We start from the raw sequence: 14389 nt of genomic DNA on the forward strand, positions 1-14389 counted from the left end.
ATGCAAGTTCAACAACACATATGGTTGATTTTATTGCCGCTGTCTATCGGCAGTTGCGTGGAACCTTTTGAACCTGAAATAATAAATTTTGAAAGCGCATTGGTGGTAGAAGCAACCATAACGGACGAGAACAAACTACAGGAAGTTCTACTTTCCCGCACCTTCCCTTTGGACACCACAGGTATCTATGCGGAAAGCGGAGCCGTTGTACAGATCACGGATTCGGAAGGTACCACTTTCGATTTTACACATCAAGGTGATGGCAGGTACGTTTCCAATGCCTCTTTTGCGGCAAGGAACGGTATTGGGTATCAGTTAAAAATTATCACTACGGATGGCAAGGAATATATCTCAGAAGAAGAAATGGCCCCGGCACCCACTCAGATAGACAGCCTATATGCAGAAAGGGATTTTAAGGACGGTGATGCCAACGAGGGTATGTTCATTTATGTGGATGCTTTTGATGCTTCTGGGGAAAACAAATATTATCGCTATGAATATGAGGAGACTTACAAGATCATTGCACCATTATGGAACAACGAGGAATGGGTCATTTATGACAATGGGAATCTTGACGTTAATCTGTGGGATTCTGAAATTCTAGCAAAAGACTATGAGGACCGTGTCTGTTATGCATCGGATACATCCAGAACAGTGATTCAAGTGGCCTCTAACAATTTGGATGAAGAGCTTATATCTAAATTCCCTGTCAGGTTTATAGACCGTGACAATTATATTTTATCACATCGTTACACCATATTGGTAAGGCAATATGTACAATCTTACAATGCCTATACCTACTACCAAATGTTGGAAAAATTTTCCAGTACAGAAAATCCCTTTTCCCAGATCCAAACTGGTTTTTTTGGGGGTAATATAGCTGCTGTGGAGAATCGTTTGGAAAAGGTATTGGGTTTTTTTGAAGTTAGTTCGACAGCTTCAAAAAGACTATTTTTCAATTATACCGACTTTTTTGCTGGAGAACCTTTACCACCTTACTCGACACGGTGTTATTATTTTATAGTTACTAAGCCAAATGAGCAAGTATTTTATGGGCTAGCCAAATATTTTGGGCCTAATGAAGGCCAACTTGATATAGTAAGCCAAGGAACCCCTTTATGGGTTCCTCCTGCTTGTGGAGATTGTAGGGAATTAGGCAGCAATGTAGTTCCAGAGTTTTGGGTAGAATAAATTTTAAAGATTAAATTGAGATACAAATGGAAAAAGTAATGGGCAGATCGGTAATTATCCTACTGGCTACGCTATGTCTGTTCAACTGCGTGGACCCATTCGAAATACAAACGGATGAATTTGAAAGGTCCGTAGTGATCGAAGGCACCATTACCGATCAAAATGAAACCCAGAAAATATTGATTTCGCAAACCTTTCCGTTGGATACGGTTTTAATGTCGGGTCTCAGCAACGCCCAGGTATCCGTATCGGACAGCAACGGTTCCGTGTATTCCTTTACCGAGGCAAACGTGGGCGAATACACCTCAACTTCACCATTTGCAGCAGAAGCCGGGTTGTTCTACACCCTACGCGTAGAAACCTCGGATGGAAGAACCTATATTTCAGAGGAAACCCCTGTTCCCTCAACATCCTCCATAGAAAATATATATGCCGAAAGGGATTTTAAGGACGATGTAGAGGAAGGTATGTTCATCTATGTGGATAGCTACGACCCCTCCGGAGAATCCAAGTACTATCGTTTTGAATATGAAGAAACCTACAAGATCATTGCTCCCTTCTGGAATGCAGGTGACGTGAACATTGTATCGGGATATCCCAATCCCCAATTTTCCATTGTGCCACGGAGCCAAGAGGAACAAATTTGTTACAATACAATCAAATCCAACACCATTATTCAAGAAAACACCACCAACTTTAGCGAAGACCGCATTAGTAAATTTCCGGTTCGATTTATAAACAGGGACAATTATATTCTAACCCACCGGTACAGTATTTTGGTCAAACAGTACGTGCAGAACAGGGCAGCGTTTGCCTATTATGAAACATTGGAAAAATTATCAGGCTCGGAAAGTCTGTTTTCACAATTACAGACCGGATTTGTGGAAGGGAATATCTATGCCGAAACCAACAGAGACGAAAAGGTCATCGGCTTTTTTCAAGTAAGTACGGTATCAGAAGAAAGGATTTTCTTTAATTATGACGATTTTTTCCCTGGCGAAAGATTACCGGACTTTGTAAGCGACTGTCCATTATTATCGCCCCCAGTTTTGCTTGAAGGAGGGGTTTCACCTTTATTGGATGCAGTGGAACAAGACCTTATAACCTATTACGAAGATTATTCCCCACCCGACAATGGACTTATTCAAACAGATCCACACGGTCCTTACTATATGGTATACAGGGTATGTGGCGATTGTACAGCACTGGGAGATAACAAAGTACCAGATTTTTGGGTAGAAGACTAAAAAATACGGCATGAAAACTATAGCACCATACCTCTTCATCTTCATTCATGTATGGATTTTTACAATGAACGCACAGAACAGCGCTGAAGACTTAACAATTAATAATATACTAGTTCCGCATCAGGAACAAGTATATCTGCATACAAATGCGACCATGGTGTTTGTGGGAGAATATATGTACTACACGCTGTATTGTTTAAAAGAAAACACGGGGCAATTGAGCAATGTTAGCAAAGTAGCCTATGTAAAATTGATCAACCAGGATAAAGAAGTGGTCCTCAACTTTAAAATCAAACTGGAAAACGGCATAGGCGACAGTAATTTTTTTATTCCTTCGAGCATACCTTCGGGGAACTATAAATTGTTGGCATACACGCAATGGATGTTGAACAACGGAAGAAACTACTTTTACTCCAAAGATATAACCATACTTAATCCTTATACCAGTGATCAAGCTGTTTTTCGCTCACAGACAACAGACACGGTCCCCGAAATAGTGCGACAAGATCTCAATGAACCTTCCGTCCGACCATCTTTGTCCATATCCTTAAACCGTCACCAATTTGGAACTCGCGAGCAGGTTTCTTTGAACATTACGCCTTATCCTGGACAAGAAAGTTCAGGAAACTATTCCATCTCCGTTAAAAAAGTAGATGAGTTGGAGGAAAAGGTGAATAAAACTGCTTTGGATTTTCGTAAATCCTATCCAAAAAAGCAATCCCTTAAACAGCAGATATTGCCAGAACTTAGGGGTGAATTGTTAAAAGGAAAACTCTCGGTACCCGATAGCGTTGATTTGGGCAACGGCCCAACGATTATAGGAGCTTCTTTTCCGGGAGAAAACTACCTTTTTAAAACTGCAACTCCAGATAACAATGGTGTTTTCTACATCAATGTGGATGAAGATTATAGTTCGGATGATTTATTTCTTCAGGTCATTTCGAAAAATAATGCAGATTATGGCATTGTCATAGAGAACGAGGAAAACATTGATTTGAACCCATTACAATTCAAAAGTTTTGAACTGGACAAGGAGATGGAAGCTATCATAAAAGAACGAAGTATCTACAATCAAATCGAAAATGCTTATTACAGCAGTAAACCGGACACCATCCTCATTGAAAATAGAAATGCCAGCTTTTATGGTCCGGCCACGATGACTTATCCTTTGGATGACTATACTAGGTTTTCCACCATTAAAGAAACTTTCGTGGAAGTAGTGGAACATGTCTGGATACAAAAAAATTCGAATGATGAGCAAGAGTTCCATGTGAGACCTTTGCCCCCAAACTTGGATTCTGGAGAACTGCCTTTGATTTTTATTGATGGAATATTAGTGCAGGATGCTCAAAGACTGTTGGACCTACCAGCAGCAAGGGTGGAATCCATCTCCATTTCCCGGAACCAACATTTTTATGGCAACAAAACCTTCCAAGGTGTGGTGGATGTGTCCACCTTTAAATCAGACTATTACACTTACTATTATTCTCCATACATAAAAACACATAAGCTTTTTAAACCCAACGGAGGTAAACAATATTACCAACAATCATACGAAGGCGACCTAAAAGAAAAATATCAACGACTCCCTGATTTTAGATATCAACTACTTTGGTTGCCAAAATTCGAATTCAAGGGTATAGAGGAAAACGTATCCTTTTACAGCTCCGACATTAAAGGAACTTTCGAGGTATCCTTGGAGGGATTTACAAAAAATGGTGTTCCGATTTCTCTAAAAGAACGCTTTATAGTACAATAAAAGCTATTCTACCTCACAACATCTAGATTTTTCTTTTGAATCTTTTAAAGCCTTAAAAGGCACTTAAAAAAATCATAAATCCTTAAATTTTAAGGTTTTACACTCCATTTAACTTAATACACAACAAAAAAAAGTCAAATAGTCTGACTTTTTATACTTTCATAAAAAGTAATCTTTTACTTACTTTTTTGCAAAATGAAAGTCTTATCCCGACATATCTTGATTATGCTTTTTGTGGGCATATATTTTGGAAACTCCCAAGTAAAAGTCGGGAATAACCTGCAATTGATAGACCCTTCTTCCCTTTTAGAATTGGAAAGCAGCACACGTACACTAGTACTTACCCGGGTTACACAAAACCAAATGAACGCCATAACCCCCCTAAATGGTGCTTTGGTCTACAATATGGATGTTGATTGTGTTTTTACTTATACAGGACAAACATGGAGGAGCCTTTGCGACTCCAATAATGGAAACCCACTAGCCGACAACGGACTTTCCTTGCTAAATGGGAATACCATTCAATTGGGCGGCCCACTTGTACAACCCACCATTATACAAACCGATGCGACCAACACCCTTTCGATTGCAGGACTTGAACTTAACAATGATATCTCAGATGCAATGATGATACTCTTGGACAATCAAGGAGTACTTACCCACGCTCCAATAGCAGACATGGTTCAAAAAGAAGAAACAATTATCACTGCCACAAACGGCCAAAACCAATTTACGACTCCTCAAACCATAACCAACATCAATAATATTGACGTATACCGAAACGGTGTAAAAATCAGTTTTTCTGCTGTCGGACCTAACTTGATAGAGCTTCAATCGGATATTATCTGCTTTGACAACGATGAAATCCGAATCGTACAAATTCAATGATCAACATAAATCGCATTAACTAAACACTTTTTACATGAAAACTTCAATCCTTTTTAAAACTATGAACTTTGCTTTCCTTGTAATAGGAATGCTATCCTTTGGGACAATGAGGGCCCAACAAACTACTGGCGATGTCACCAAAGCATCTGATATTGTTCCTGGAACTACAACTACGGGCGGGGCCATCCGGGTAATCGACAACAGAGGTACCATTAAGTACATCCAAACACAGAATGGTATTACTATGTTATCCAATACTACAGACGATGTGACAACCACAACCCTTCAACTGGGAGGAACCTTGACCAACGATACTTTTATTGATGTAGACGGAAACGTGTTCGGCTTGGATGGCATTGAATTAATCTCAACGGAAACAGCCTCCACCGATGCCACCACAGCGTCCGATCATGGAACTGGCACCGGATACACCATTCTTGTACGGGATGAAGCAACAGGTGCCGTAAAAAAACTCTTGACATCCGACCTTAGCTTAATTCAAAGTGGACAGGAAAGTTTTACCGCAACAGCAGGTCAAACAGCTTATCCGCTCACTGGAAGCCCAGAATTACCCGCCTATAGCCAAGTTTGGGTATATAGAAACGGAGTCAAGCTAATTGCCAATGTAGATTATACCATTGCATCATCAACAGTAACCTTGGTACCGAGTGCCATAGCTCCAAATGACTGGGCCGTATATGCCGGTGATGTAATTGAAGTTCAGTATGTGAGGTAGATTAACTTCTAAACACCGCGAATGCTTCCGTACCGCTTAAAATCCATTATTTTATCGATACTCCTCATGGGATTGGGGCATTTCATCTCATCACAAGAAATACGAGTGGTGGACAACAAGGGGACCACTACAATTGTTCGGAACACTTCCGTTACTTCAGGAACAGTGGCGCCAACGTCTACGATATTGAACGATATTTGGTTCAATACCTCAGAGAGCGAGCATCAAACAGTAAACATTTGGAACGGTTCAAGTTGGCAGGAAATAACCTTCACAGGCACACCAGGGTCAATCTTCTTTGCAGCCTCCGATGGCACTCCGGAACAGGAAAACGACCAATTTTTCTGGGACGAAACCAATAATAGGCTGGGTGTTGGAACAGCATCGCCTACAGAATCCATAGATGTAAACGGACGCTTGAGGGTCCGCACTTTAGATCAGGCAGCTAACAATGATCTTCTCTTAAAAGCTGATTTCAATGGAGTGTTGCACTCTTCCAAGGTGAATTATGGAGGAAGATGGACCAATACCAACACCTCAACCAACCTAAACGTAAACGACACGCAAGTGCCAATTTTTGGAACGGCTGATTACGTAGACGATGGCACCAGTTTATACGAGGTAAGTGGAAACACCTTGATTGTAAAAGAAGCTGGGCGATATGATATTCGAGCCAATATTGCAATGATAGGAATAGACGATAGTATCCTAAACTCCAATGAATTTGATACCAACGTCAATATTAGGATTGCCATTAATGGTACAGCCGTTGGATCATGGGGTGCATCGGGAATTATTAGATTTGTTAATGGCCACAACCACTCTAGCGTGCATAGTAACGAAATATTAGAGCTGGACGCGAACGACGTAATATCAATATTATCCTATAGAGATGCTAATTCAGGTTCTGTTTTAATGGATGGAAGTGGCAACTCCAGTTTTATCATTAATAAATTAAGATAGCCATGAAAACGATTTATGGTATTCTTCTTTTTTTGTCATTGAACCTACCTGCCCAAGAAGGCACCCGAAATTTGGGAATGATAAAAGTTCATGACCAAGGTAATTTGGGCTTCCATGGAAATTTAGTGAACGACGGGGTTTTTAACGACAACCAAGGGCTTGTGGGCTTTTACAGCGACCGGTCCATTATGATTTCAGGTCTGTTTCCAACTATATTCAACGATACCGAATTCATTACAGAACAAGGATTGCAATTGGCCGTTTCCATGAAAGTGGAAAACAATGCCAATTTTGTTCAAGGTGATATACTAACCCCGAGAACCGATTCGTTCACTTCACTTCAATTTTTATCCGAATCCTTTTACACAGGAGCCAACAATATGAGCAAAGTGGATGGCTATGCCAGTATCCAAAACAAACAGCAATTTACTTTTCCGGTGGGTGATGCCCAACAATTGCGAGCTCTGGCCCTACATTCGGAATCAACGAACCCAGTTGCATATTGTGCTTATTTTTATTCGAATCCAGACGACTTTCCATCATTCAACAGCCTAAACAGGGAAAACACCCTTCAACAAATAAGTAGACACGAATTTTGGCGATTGGAAGGTTCCGTCCCCTCAACCATTCAAATTTCTTGGAACGAGCGCAGTCAAATGGCATCCATGGCAGAAAATGTAGACGAAATTGTTGTGGTCGGATGGAGCAAAGCCAACAATCAGTGGGAAAATTTGGGTGCTGGATCTATTGGCAGCCTTTCCGATGGATTTGCTCTTTCCTCTCCATTTGTCCCTAATGATTATGAAGCACTTACCTTTGGGATTGTTGATATTACCACAGAAATCCCAGATTTGGCCAACTACCTGCTAACTCCCAACGGTGACGGTATTAATGATTTTTTACATATTGATGAACTGGCACTTTCAAACAACAATTGGCTACGAATCTATGACCGAAACGGAATGCTGGTTTTTGAAAAATACAATTACACCAACGAATTTAGGGGTTATGCCAATAAGGGCGATGTGGTGCTCAACCGAAGCAATGGCCTTCCCCAAGGGGTTTATTTTTACCTTGTTATGATGGAAGACCTTGGTTTGGAATACCAAGGCTATTTGTATTTGGACAGATAAAATAAAAAAGCTTCTCAGTTTTTGAGAAGCTTTTCGTGCGGGTGAAGGGAGTCGAACCCCCACGCCTTGCGGCACTAGATCCTAAGTCTAGCGTGTCTACCAATTCCACCACACCCGCGAATTGGAGTGCAAATATAAATCAATTTTCCGATTTGCAAACCAGCTCCCTTTAAAAACTTGTTTTTTGTACTTTTAGGGTCCTTTTTAAATCATTTATGAAAGACATCAATAATTACATTAATTCCAACAAAGACAGATTTATCAACGAGTTGATCGAACTCCTAAAAATCCCCTCCATCAGTGCCGATAAGGCTTATACCAAAGATGTGCTGGAAGCGGCAAAAGCCGTCAAAAAATCCTTGGACGATGCAGGTTGCGACAATACCGAGATTTGCGAGACCAAAGGCTATCCCGTGGTGTACGGCGATAAGATCATCGACCCTAATTTACCAACGGTCTTGGTATATGGCCACTATGATGTACAACCGCCAGACCCGATGAACCTATGGACCTCACCGCCATTTGAGCCCGTGATTAAGAAAACAGAGCTTCATCCTGACGGTGCCATTTTCGCCCGTGGTGCTTGTGACGATAAGGGACAGTTCTTTATGCACGTGAAAGCGGTGGAATATATGATCCAAAACGATGAATTACCCTGCAACGTTAAGTTTATGATCGAAGGTGAAGAAGAAGTGGGGAGCGATAGTCTGGAAGATTTCCTAAAGGAAAACAGCGAAAAACTCAAAAACGATATTATCCTCATTTCCGACACGGGAATGATAGCCAACGATACCCCGTCCATTACCACAGGACTACGAGGACTGAGCTACGTGGAAGTGGAAGTTACGGGAGCAAATCGTGATCTGCACTCAGGGATCTACGGTGGAGCTGCACCAAACCCGATCAATGTGCTCGCCAAAATGATAGCGCAATTGCACGATGAAAACAATCATATCACTATTCCAGGGTTTTATGACAAGGTGCAGGTAATCCCCGACGATGAACGTGCCGAAATGGCCAAGGCCCCTTTTAATTTGGAAGCTTACAAAAAGTCATTGGACATTGGCGACGTGCACGGTGAAAAAGGCTATACAACGCCCGAGCGATTCGGCATTCGCCCAACGTTGGACGTAAACGGAATCTGGGGCGGATATACTGGCGAAGGTGCAAAGACCGTAATTGCCAGCAAGGCCTACGCGAAAATTTCCATGCGATTGGTGCCCGATCAGGATTGGCATGAAATCACTAAACTGTTCACCAAACATTTTGAGTCACTTGCCCCAAAAAGTGTGAAAGTAAAAGTTTCTCCACATCATGGTGGGCAAGCCTACGTTACCCCGATTGACAGCGATGGTTACCAAGCAGCATCGAAAGCCATGGAGACCACATTCGGCAAAACCCCAGTTCCACAGAGAACGGGCGGAAGTATTCCGATTGTGGCCCTGTTTGAAAATGTTTTTGACAGTAAAACCATTCTTTTGGGCTTTGGATTGGACAGTGATGCCATTCACTCCCCCAACGAACACTTTGGCGTCTGGAACTTTTTAAAGGGCATTGAAACCATACCCTATTTTTACAAATATTATACGGAGATGAAGGCCTAGAGCTTCTTTACGTATTTGGTCACTATTACAATTTGCTGGCCATCTACCTTGCCTTCAATATACTCGGCATTTTCGTGATCCAGGGAAATCCGTCTAACGGCGGTTCCCTGTTTTGCGACCATGCTGGAACCCTTCACTTTTAGATCTTTGATCAAAACAACACTGTCCCCATTTTCAAGGATATTGCCGTTCACGTCCCTATGGATAATTTTTTCGCTTTCATCTTGGCCTTCGCCCGTAGCTTTGGCCCATTCCAAGGCTTCATCATCCAAATACATCATGCCCAAAAGGTCTTGGGGCCATCCTTCGGACTTTAGGCGGTTCAGCATTCGCCAAGCCACGACCTTTACCGCATCGTGCTCGCTCCACATGCTGTCATTTAAGCAGCGCCAATGATTGGCGTCTGTACTGTCGGGGTTCTCAATTTGTGAGATACAGGTGGCACAGCCCAAAAGGCTTCCATCCAACCCGCCGGTGGATACAGGGGGAACTTCGTATACCTGTAAATTCTCCGTTGCTCCGCACAATTCACATTGATTTCCGCTTCGTGCTTGTAATTCCTCCAATACTGACATGATAGATGGTTTTTTTTCGCTTGCAAACTTAGAACTTTTCGGTCAACGGGTTTTGATATATCCTAAAGAAAAAATCCACCCACGTTGCCATGAATGGATTTGATCAAACGTACACCTCAATGGTCAAGGCAATTGAGAATATCCATGTTTTGTTTTCCAAAGGAAATATTTTTCAAACAACACTTTATTGAAATCATAAAATATGTTGGGTATCATGATGGCAAAGTTTCTGGGCTTGAACAAGTGGTCGCTCAAGATGATGACTTCTTTTTTACCAGCATCCATCACACATATTCCAGGGATTTTGCCCCAAGCTTTCTTCTTCAAGTTGTCCTTGCCTTGGGTTACCCTGATGATGTTCTCCGCTACAATTTTGCCTGTTTCATCGGATGGGTATCCTGTTTTGGGACCAGAAAATGGCACTTTCCCTGGTTTAAAGGGCAATTTTACATCAACGGCAATACCAGCGGACCAAATATTGGGGTATTTAAAATGTCGGTAGTCATCACCAACGGGCAAATAGCCTGCTGCGGTGGCTTCCAATTTTGGTGAGTTGACCACAAAATCAACACCGACGAAAGGAGGCATCAACATGGTAAATTTGCTTGGCAACACCTCATCAGAAGTTAGGGTTACACTCTCTGCGGTCACTTCCTTCACTCCAACTTGTGTTCTGTAATGGATATTGAACATCTTCATGAAAGATTTCAGCATGGTCTCGCCACCAGTGATCCCGTCAATGCCAAAGTGTCCCAAGAAGGTTTCGGGGGTGATCCAATATAGATCTACTTTCTTTCTGATTTTTTGCTCCCTGAGCCATTTCTCCACATTGAACAAAAACTCGTAGGCGGCACCCATACAACCCGCATTTTGTGTAGCTCCGATAACAATAGGGCCAGGATTTTTCTTGAACTCTTCCAAAGCCTTTCTGGTTTTCATGGCACCATTGGGCGTACCAATATAATGGGCATGTTCTTGAACCCCTGGAGCGACATCGTATTTTACTTTTGGACCGGTGGCGATGACCAAATGATCATAGGTAAAATCACCCTTGGTCGTATGCACAATTTGGCTATCGGGGTCTACGTTTAAAGCTTCGGCCTGTACAAAATCGACCCCTTTCTTTTCAAGAACGGTATCTTTTCTGAACGAGATATCCTTGATTTCCTTTCTTCCGAAAGGCACCCAGATCAATGATGGAACAAACAGGAACAAAGGTGATTTATCTATCACTAAAACCTTATGGCCTTTTTTCCCTTTTCTTTTGATTTCCAACGCGGCGGTCATTCCTGCAAAATTTCCGCCAATAACTACTGTGGTTTTCATGATTGCGTGATTTAATAGTATAAAAGTATCGCTACCAATTCTGATGCACAGTAACTTAGGACACATAACCCTATCTTTTTTACAACATGGATCAAGTGGGTTATTCAACACGTTTTGAATCGAAAAGACAGAAAAACCGATTTATTTTAACTCTACACTTGTAGAATAATAATTTTTATTCTATGTTTGTAGAACATAAATGGTAAAAACCGAAAAAATGCAATTGTCAAAATCCGAAGAAGAGTTAATGAACATTGTCTGGAAATTGAAAAAAGCCTATATGAAGGACATTTTGGATGCCTATCCCGAACCCAAACCAGCGACCACCACGGTAGCAACCCTTTTAAAACGGATAGCGGACAAAGGTTTTATTGGCTACAATAGTATTGGTAGAAGTAGGGAATACTATCCCTTGGTGATGAAGAAGGACTATTTTTCGAAGCAGGTGAACGGCCTCATCAAAAACTTCTTCAACGACAGTGCGAGTCAGTTTGCATCATTCTTTACCCAAGAAACCAACTTGAGCAAGAAAGAATTGGAGGACTTGAAAAAATTAATTGACAACGAAATCAAAAAGAAGTAATTATGTTGGTCTTCCTTTTAAAATCCACAGCCTGCCTGACCGTTTTTCTCGTGTTCTACAAACTAATGTTGGAAAGGGAAAGCATACACCATTTTAAGCGCTACTTTCTCTTGGGGGCCCTTATCATCTCCTTTATAATTCCCAACTTGGTGTTTATCGAATATATCGATGCGGTTGAGCCCACCACCACTTCAATTGCTCCGATAACAACACCTATTTCCAATACCGCAAATGAACAACCCTTTCCAGAAACTTCGGTTTTTGATTGGCAACTTTTGTTGTGGATGGTTTATGGATTGGGTGTAGTTGGGTTTGGACTGCGCTTTATGGCAAATCTTTTACGAATACATCTACGCATCAAAAAGAATCCAAAGTTCAAGGAAAATTTTGTCACCAAGGTGCTTTTGAAACAAGCGTTGCCCCCACACACATTTTTCAACTTCATCTTCTTAAACCAAAAACAGCACAAGGAAGGCAACATCCCACAAGAAGTCTTGTTGCATGAGGAAACCCATGCCAAACAAAAGCATAGCTTGGATATCATTTTTATAGAATTGGCTCAGGTCATTCTTTGGTTCAATCCGTTGATCTACCTTTTTAAATCGTCCATAAAGCTCAACCACGAATTTTTAGCGGATAACGCGGTGATCAACAAAGACCATGATCATTCACAATATCAAAATACTTTGCTGTCGTACTTATCAAACGGCATTGAAAATCATCAGTCGGTCGGCATCGCAAATGCCATCAATTATTCATCAATCAAAAAACGTTTTACAGTCATGAAAACAAAAACATCAAAAACATCATTTGTACTCAGGAGCCTATTGCTCCTGCCACTTACCACCCTATTATTATTTGGGTTTAGTGAGACGAAAACAATAACCCGTACCACGCCTGTCGAGTTTACAGAAACATCCTTGTACCCAGAAAACAAAAGTTTTGAGTCCACAGATGGAATTTCCTCAAGATCTATTCAATTAGCAGGTCTTATATTGGATTCAGAAACCTTATTCCCTCTTGAAAATGCCATGATTACGGATTCCGAAGGAAGTACACTTGCAAAAACCGACAACAAGGGATATTACAATATTGAATTTCAAGTTTCCAGTTCAGGTGAAATATTTTTTGATTTCAATGTGGTAAAAGAGGGGTACATATCCACAACTCAAATAGAACATTGGGGAAATTTACAAGGTAAAATTAGTTCCGCTATCTACATTGGTTTACGACAAGACGAATCAAGTGCAAGCCAGCTATCGTCCCTAGTTCCAAATGTAAAAAATCTTGATTATGAAACTATACGAACCAATTATACCGAGGTTAAAAAAGACTTTGTTTTGGCCAAAAAAATAGAAGCATCTAAAAAGGACAATCAAAATGTCTTCATGCAAATAGATAAAGACTTCTACCTATTGAGCGATAGTTGGATCAGAATAAATTCCAAGAATGATTTGGTTCTGGTTGACGATGAAACCATTGTACCTGCATACAAATTGAACAATATTATTAAGAGAAACCAAATAATGGGTATGACCCCATTGGAACCGGGAAGCAAGGCCAAATATGCAATTTACACTACCGAGCAAACCCAAAATGATGGTCAAAAAACCATAAATCCCATTGAAATCCACATCAATAAAAATGGTAAGCTGTTATTCCAAAACAAGTTGGTCCCGTTGGAAGATTTAAAAGGTGAGCTCGCAAAAATCAATAACCACCTTTCCTTTGAAGAAAGGAAAAAAACTATCCGTTCGATTATAAATGCAGAGGCAACCACCCCAAAAGATGTTATCCAAAAAGTGGACGGTATTTTTGAAGAATACGGTTCCGCGACAATCAATATTGTGGGGCCAAAAATGCTCGGTCAAAGCAGTGCCTCACGAGAGGAAATGAAAGAATACAACACATTGGCCAAAAAGTACAATGCAATGGACAGAAACCATATGGTCATCAAAAAAGATGAGGTAATGCGCCTAAAAACCATTTATGGGAAAATGTCCGAGAAACAACGTAACGATGCCGAACCGTTCCCTGATTTTCCACCGCCACCGCCAGCACCACCTGCAATTGGAGAGCCAGAACCTCCAAAATCTCCTTTAAATACCAGAGAACCAATGGAAGTTAAACCGCATAGCCCTCAAATGCCCCCTGCACCTCCTGCGCCAAAATCACCGCTAGAGCACATCAAGGAGATGGCGGACAAGGGAGCGACATTTACGTTGAACGGCAAAGAAATATCTGCCAAAGAAGCAATGCGAACCGTTCAGAAAAACAATAAAATCAATATTGACATCAGGGGCACCAAGGGCGACAACCCGCTAGTCAAGCTGTCGGTAGACCCTATTGAAATAGACAACTAGACCCTATTATCCGTACAATGT

12 protein-coding genes and 1 tRNA gene are annotated in these 14389 nt (G+C 41.2%); 10 read left to right on the forward strand and 3 right to left on the reverse strand.

What is annotated here, in order from left to right:
• From K1F36_RS07165 to K1F36_RS07195, 7 genes are all read left to right on the forward strand, one after another.
• A complete protein-coding gene (locus tag K1F36_RS07165; protein ID WP_220113206.1) occupies window positions 1-1191 on the forward strand; it encodes a DUF4249 domain-containing protein in 1191 nt (396 codons plus the stop codon).
• 26 nt (window positions 1192-1217) lie between these two features.
• A complete protein-coding gene (locus tag K1F36_RS07170) occupies window positions 1218-2438 on the forward strand; it encodes a DUF4249 domain-containing protein (protein ID WP_220113207.1) in 1221 nt (406 codons plus the stop codon).
• 10 nt (window positions 2439-2448) lie between these two features.
• Window positions 2449-4197 carry a hypothetical protein gene (locus K1F36_RS07175; RefSeq protein ID WP_220113208.1) on the forward strand — a complete coding sequence of 583 codons (1749 nt, stop codon included), beginning with the start codon at window positions 2449-2451 and terminating at the stop codon, window positions 4195-4197.
• Between the two features lie 195 nt (window positions 4198-4392).
• Window positions 4393-5085 carry a hypothetical protein gene (locus tag K1F36_RS07180; protein WP_220113209.1) on the forward strand — a complete coding sequence of 231 codons (693 nt, stop codon included), beginning with the start codon at window positions 4393-4395 and terminating at the stop codon, window positions 5083-5085.
• 34 nt (window positions 5086-5119) lie between these two features.
• Window positions 5120-5821, forward strand: a complete 702-nt coding sequence (locus tag K1F36_RS07185) for a hypothetical protein (protein ID WP_220113210.1) — start codon at window positions 5120-5122, stop codon at window positions 5819-5821.
• A 21-nt stretch (window positions 5822-5842) separates the two neighbouring features.
• Window positions 5843-6784: a fimbrial protein gene (locus tag K1F36_RS07190; protein ID WP_220113211.1), complete on the forward strand. Its 942-nt coding sequence runs from the start codon at window positions 5843-5845 to the stop codon at window positions 6782-6784.
• 2 nt (window positions 6785-6786) lie between these two features.
• A complete protein-coding gene (locus K1F36_RS07195; protein WP_220113212.1) occupies window positions 6787-7917 on the forward strand; it encodes a gliding motility-associated C-terminal domain-containing protein in 1131 nt (376 codons plus the stop codon).
• A 36-nt stretch (window positions 7918-7953) separates the two neighbouring features.
• Here K1F36_RS07195 and K1F36_RS07200 read toward each other — a convergent pair.
• A tRNA-Leu gene (locus tag K1F36_RS07200) sits at window positions 7954-8035 on the reverse strand.
• 97 nt (window positions 8036-8132) lie between these two features.
• Here K1F36_RS07200 and K1F36_RS07205 point away from each other — a divergent pair.
• Window positions 8133-9521, forward strand: a complete 1389-nt coding sequence (locus K1F36_RS07205; protein WP_220113213.1) for a dipeptidase — start codon at window positions 8133-8135, stop codon at window positions 9519-9521.
• Here the strand turns inward: K1F36_RS07205 and K1F36_RS07210 are convergent.
• On the reverse strand, window positions 9518-10096 hold the full coding sequence (locus K1F36_RS07210) for a PhnA domain-containing protein (protein ID WP_220113214.1): 579 nt from the start codon (window positions 10094-10096) through the stop codon (window positions 9518-9520). The two genes, K1F36_RS07205 and K1F36_RS07210, sit on opposite strands and share 4 nt — an antisense overlap.
• 123 nt (window positions 10097-10219) lie before the next feature.
• Window positions 10220-11422 carry an NAD(P)/FAD-dependent oxidoreductase gene (locus K1F36_RS07215; protein WP_220113215.1) on the reverse strand — a complete coding sequence of 401 codons (1203 nt, stop codon included), beginning with the start codon at window positions 11420-11422 and terminating at the stop codon, window positions 10220-10222.
• A 217-nt stretch (window positions 11423-11639) separates the two neighbouring features.
• On the opposite strand from K1F36_RS07215, the gene K1F36_RS07220 reads away from it, so the two are divergent.
• Both K1F36_RS07220 and K1F36_RS07225 read left to right on the forward strand, forming a co-directional pair.
• Window positions 11640-12005, forward strand: coding sequence for a BlaI/MecI/CopY family transcriptional regulator (locus K1F36_RS07220; protein ID WP_220113216.1), 366 nt, complete (start codon window positions 11640-11642; stop codon window positions 12003-12005).
• A gap of 2 nt (window positions 12006-12007) precedes the next feature.
• Complete coding sequence (locus K1F36_RS07225) at window positions 12008-14368, forward strand: M56 family metallopeptidase (RefSeq protein WP_220113217.1); 2361 nt, start codon at window positions 12008-12010, stop codon at window positions 14366-14368.
• Window positions 14369-14389: the final 21 nt, after the last annotated feature.

The organism is Flagellimonas abyssi, from assembly GCF_019457905.1.
Taxonomy (GTDB): Bacteria; Bacteroidota; Bacteroidia; order Flavobacteriales; family Flavobacteriaceae; genus Flagellimonas; species Flagellimonas abyssi.

What these genes read in the sequence shown, in the direction of transcription:
- K1F36_RS07165 (WP_220113206.1), top strand. Translation starts at nt 1, where the DNA reads ATGCAAGTTCAACAACACATATGGTTGATTTTATTGCCGCTGTCTATC.
- K1F36_RS07170 (WP_220113207.1), top strand. Translation starts at nt 1,218, where the DNA reads ATGGAAAAAGTAATGGGCAGATCGGTAATTATCCTACTGGCTACGCTA.
- K1F36_RS07175 (WP_220113208.1), top strand. Translation starts at nt 2,449, where the DNA reads ATGAAAACTATAGCACCATACCTCTTCATCTTCATTCATGTATGGATT.
- K1F36_RS07180 (WP_220113209.1), top strand. Translation starts at nt 4,393, where the DNA reads ATGAAAGTCTTATCCCGACATATCTTGATTATGCTTTTTGTGGGCATA.
- K1F36_RS07185 (WP_220113210.1), top strand. Translation starts at nt 5,120, where the DNA reads ATGAAAACTTCAATCCTTTTTAAAACTATGAACTTTGCTTTCCTTGTA.
- K1F36_RS07190 (WP_220113211.1), top strand. Translation starts at nt 5,843, where the DNA reads ATGCTTCCGTACCGCTTAAAATCCATTATTTTATCGATACTCCTCATG.
- K1F36_RS07195 (WP_220113212.1), top strand. Translation starts at nt 6,787, where the DNA reads ATGAAAACGATTTATGGTATTCTTCTTTTTTTGTCATTGAACCTACCT.
- K1F36_RS07205 (WP_220113213.1), top strand. Translation starts at nt 8,133, where the DNA reads ATGAAAGACATCAATAATTACATTAATTCCAACAAAGACAGATTTATC.
- K1F36_RS07210 (WP_220113214.1), bottom strand. Translation starts at nt 10,096, where the DNA reads ATGTCAGTATTGGAGGAATTACAAGCACGAAGCGGAAATCAATGTGAA.
- K1F36_RS07215 (WP_220113215.1), bottom strand. Translation starts at nt 11,422, where the DNA reads ATGAAAACCACAGTAGTTATTGGCGGAAATTTTGCAGGAATGACCGCC.
- K1F36_RS07220 (WP_220113216.1), top strand. Translation starts at nt 11,640, where the DNA reads ATGCAATTGTCAAAATCCGAAGAAGAGTTAATGAACATTGTCTGGAAA.
- K1F36_RS07225 (WP_220113217.1), top strand. Translation starts at nt 12,008, where the DNA reads ATGTTGGTCTTCCTTTTAAAATCCACAGCCTGCCTGACCGTTTTTCTC.